This is a genomic window from Synechococcus sp. R55.7, assembly GCF_047461955.1.
Classification (GTDB): domain Bacteria; phylum Cyanobacteriota; class Cyanobacteriia; order Thermostichales; family Thermostichaceae; genus Thermostichus.
Window position 1 is genome coordinate 1 of the sequence record NZ_JANSIC010000162.1, and the last position, 3,477, is coordinate 3,477.

2 protein-coding genes are annotated in these 3,477 nt (G+C 47.7%); one reads left to right on the forward strand and one right to left on the reverse strand.

The genetic code is table 11. The features are described 5' to 3' along the window. Positions 1–278, forward strand: a 278-nt coding sequence (locus tag NW820_RS09110; protein ID WP_414407312.1) for a phosphoribosyltransferase, incomplete at its 5' end; no start/stop codon positions are given. 214 nt (positions 279–492) lie between these two features. Here the strand turns inward: NW820_RS09110 and NW820_RS09115 are convergent. Next, positions 493–3,423 carry an FkbM family methyltransferase gene (locus NW820_RS09115; protein ID WP_414407313.1) on the reverse strand — a complete coding sequence of 977 codons (2,931 nt, stop codon included), beginning with the start codon at positions 3,421–3,423 and terminating at the stop codon, positions 493–495. Positions 3,424–3,477 lie beyond the last annotated feature (54 nt).

Consider the following 3,477-nt stretch of genomic DNA (forward strand, 5'->3'; position numbering starts at 1 on the left):
TGACCACCGCCAACCTGGGCAGCCACGTGCTGTTGGTGGACGATCTGGCAGACTCTGGCATGACCCTAAAGCGCTCTGTCCACTGGCTCAAGCACCACTACGGCTTCTACATCGAGGAGATCCGCACCGGCGTACTGTGGTACAAGGCCGCCTCCGTCTATCAACCCGACTACTATGTGGACTATTTGCCGGATAACCCTTGGATCCACCAGCCCTTTGAGCCTTACGAGCAGATGACGCCTCAGCAGTTGATGCAGTTGCTACGCTCTTCCGGTTAGTTGAATTTGCTCAAATTGGCTTGCTCGCGGCGCCTGCAGTGTCTAACGTCAGTTGGACTTCTTGGCATGAGCTGTCTACTTACGATTGCCCACCCCCACTGCAAGCTCTGTTCCCCAGAAAAGTTGAATGACTTGCTCGTACAACAGAAACCACCCAGCCCTGGAAAGCTCCTTGCTCAACACAAGCAAAAGAGCAAAATTCGGATCCAACTTTCTAAACCGATATCATGTCTGCAACTTTTTCCAGATCTGAAGAATGAATCGCAATAATGTTTAGAGTAGAAATCGAGTATTGCTGAGTCTTGATCTTGGCTAGCTTATTCAGGAAATGGTTGTAGGTGTAAAACTCATATCCCAAAGGCTCCAGTATTTTAGCTGTAGAAGTTCCAGTAACTTTAGGGCCGTGCTTGTTTTCAAGAATAAGAACAGGGTGACTGGCGGCAAGCAACTCTAGACTGCCGGAAACGACCTGCTCTTCCGCGCCTTCTACATCAATCTTGATAAGATCAATCCGGGGTTCACCTTTCGAACGCCACACAGAGTCCAGGGTAACAAGATTCACAATTTTTCCTTCACCATTATTTGACGCCTGCCCTGATGCCTGCTTCGGATTTCCGATAGAGTTAAATGCCCCAGATCTTTCTTCTCCTAACTGAACAGTGCCTTCATGCTCACCGGCAGCAGCTTCGATAAGGAAGACAACATCCTCTAGGGAGCTGGCACTTATTGTCTTCCGCATACACTGAAGACAAGAAGCCGTGGGCTCAATTGCGATTACACTACCCGTAGGGCCTACTCGATGCGCAGCAAGGAAAGTATATACTCCAACATTTGCCCCTACATCGATTACGTTCATCCCTGGTCTTAAAAAGTGCTTGCAGAAGCTAATCTCGTCCTCAAACCATTCTCCTTGAGTAAGTAGGACGCGGGTGACGATACTCGAGAACGAAGGCTCGAGGGAGAATCTGCAATTTTCATAGTCAAAATAGAGATCGGGCTGCGCAGGGAAAGAGGCTGTTTGCACTTGAGACACAACCTCCCACAGTGCAATTTCCTTGACCAGGCATGCTTGGCGATGAGTTGGATCAAGGCTAAGTATATGGTTAATTGGTATTAGCCCTTCTATCTTTTTCTGCGAGAGAAGCTCAATCGCTACCGCCAGAGCTGCTTGTTCATCATCTGGATCTATCGAATAAGTTAGGTTCCAAAATCGCATGGCTTCTGGGCTGTATACGGCCCCAATATGAGTAGCTATCCATCTGGCTAAATAATAGAGGTAACTGTGTTTCGTGTAAGCATTTGGGCGGGCAGAAACTTCGCTTTCAACCCAGATGGGGAGATCTATCGCTTTGGAAGGACGTAAACCTGCCGCTTCTGTGCACAGAAATTCTAGTAGAGCGTAGGCATCTTCAAAGGCACGAGAACGATCGCCCAGTACCAGTAGAGCATGTATTCGATTTAGCCAGCAGGGAATATGGCGGGGATCCTTAGCCAAACTTCTTCGCCACAGGGATAGTGCCTCTTCCCAAGCAGATTGACGTGTTGAGACTGAAGCATCAGCACTTAGGGATCGAATGAGCTCGATCCCAGCTTGGTTCCATTCATCTGGAGTTGAGTACAAGTCGTTGGGGTGAAACGTATAAGTTTCGTGGGATTTACCTTCCAGGATGTGGAAGAAAGCAGCTTCCATGCTACGAGCGTGTTCTCTTGGATCCCAAATTACTGACCAACGACGGGAATCCCTGATATTCCTCTTGATCTGGTTAATCCACTTCGGATCATTGCCCAGTTGGATCCCACGTTGGATAAACTCTTCCACCGACCAAGTGATGCAATCTTCAAGGCCTACATTTTTCAGCAAGCTATAGCTCATTCGGCCGTAGTAATGGCGACCTACTAAGGTAAGAACTGGCACGCCCATGTAGAGGGCTTCCATAGTGTGGGTTGCGCCTGTGTAGGGAAAGGTATCTAAGACCAGATCCACCAAAGCCAGTTGGCCGCGATGCTCTTCTACAGTGCTGGTTTTGGCTAGAAATCGGACGCGATCCAAAACATCTAATTCTTTGGCTCTTTCCTGATAGCGCCTAATAACTGTGGCAATTTCCCCTGAGCCTTTGACAATTAGGATACCGTTAGGTACGGCTTTTAGAATCTGCAGGTGAGCATCAATGCATTCAGGGGTGCGCTTGTAGGCACTGGCCGCAGTTAGAAGAACAATATCTTGCGGATCGATTCTCAGCTTAGCTCTGAAATCTATCTTATCAGCGGGCAGGACGTCCAGATAGTCCACAGCACAGTAGCTAGGCAAGCGGATAATTTTTTCATGGTAATCGGCCTGTGCATCTTCAGGAAGGATATAGGGATCGGCGAAAAAGTAATCAAATTCTGGCAAACCGACAGCATCTCCGCCAAGCCAACCAATTTGGATGGGGGCAGCTCGCAAAGCTGCTACAATATTCGCATCGTGGCAGGTAATAGAGTCCATAAATATCATAATATCGATGCGATCCTCACGCGCTTGAGCAGCTACTTGAGGCGGCTTGGTTTCTCCTGGAAAAAAGCGAAAATGGAGATTTTCGTGAGAGCGAAACTTTTGATACATATTGTCATGACTGGCCATATCTTCATTTTTCCACCCCTGGTAGTAGTAGTAGACAACGTCCAGAAGATCGCGAGATAGGTTCCTGAGAGTAGCCTCACTGAGAAAGCCAACCGAATGTCGCTGAAAGCAGTTACCCAGAAAGCCTACTCGCAACTTGCGCTCAGCTCTACCGGATCTGCAGTAATCTTGCTGGTTTCTCTGCCAATACTCTGACCAGAGGAAGTCTCGCTGAGAAGCCATTAAGCTTAGGCAATCGTTAAAGATTCTACCACCAATCTGCTGGTAACGACGAATCAGAGAACGATCATCAGTTAGATAGCTCCAGCAAAAGCAAACTCGAAACAGAATGGCTTTAGCAATCGTTAGACTCTCGAGTAGATTTTCATCGTTAATTCTTAGTGATCCTAAGTCGGCTTCCCTCGATAAAATTAAGTCTATAATTTTCTGGATAACAAGGTTTATCCGTTCTGGCTGGGCAGCATGGATCAACTTTTCCAGCGATTCTGATAGAAGGGATAGACGAAGAGTAAAGTTCTCTTGCACCTGTGAGCTCTCGGCCGCCGTGATGAGAGCTTCTCCTAAAATGGAATAGCCATC